The organism is Aeromonas finlandensis (assembly GCF_000764645.1).
Taxonomy (GTDB): Bacteria; Pseudomonadota; Gammaproteobacteria; order Enterobacterales; family Aeromonadaceae; genus Aeromonas; species Aeromonas finlandensis.
In genome coordinates, this window is record NZ_JRGK01000376.1 from 1 (window position 1) to 554 (window position 554).

A 554-nucleotide genomic window follows, 5' to 3' on the forward strand; every position below is an offset into this window, starting at 1 on the left:
CTCTGGGATGAGGGTAAACCCATACCGCCTGTATGCAAACGAGTCATGAGGATGGCAGTTGGACGGGAGCTGCCAACCGTTTTCACCCGCTATTGGGATGGCTGGCGTATGTCCGGACATCACTTAATCACCCCAGCTGGCACCTATCTCACCCGCCAGCGTCTGGAAATCATCGAGTCGTTCGGGAGTGAAGACCTCAAGGCTCTGAAAGACAACGCGGCAATAAGAAGATCACCTGACCGCACCCCTTAGCCTGCAAGGTCTCGTCCTCGCTTCGCTCCTTCCTCAACCTTTACGGCTGGGTGCTGGATTGGGTTGTTGAGGTTAGAAAGAAATAACACCCCGAGACCTTAGCATGGGCTTGTCTTCGACCATTAAGCATCGCAGATACCACACGCGCCCATGGCCTACAAGGTCTCGTCCTCGCTTCGCTCCTTCCTCAACCTTTTCGACCGGCGCTCTGTAGTCACAGCTAAAGATTTGGTTTTGCAGGGAAGGGGGGGGGACGTCCCTCGGGGAAACATTCCAAAGAAGTTGCGGCCGACCAACCGATT

General features: G+C 55.1%; 1 protein-coding gene. It reads left to right on the forward strand.

Features of this window, described 5'->3' with window-relative positions:
- The coding region (locus tag LD28_RS0121910) for a DUF3653 domain-containing protein (RefSeq protein WP_033138982.1) at window positions 1–252 on the forward strand (252 nt) is incomplete at its 5' end.
- Window positions 253–554 lie beyond the last annotated feature (302 nt).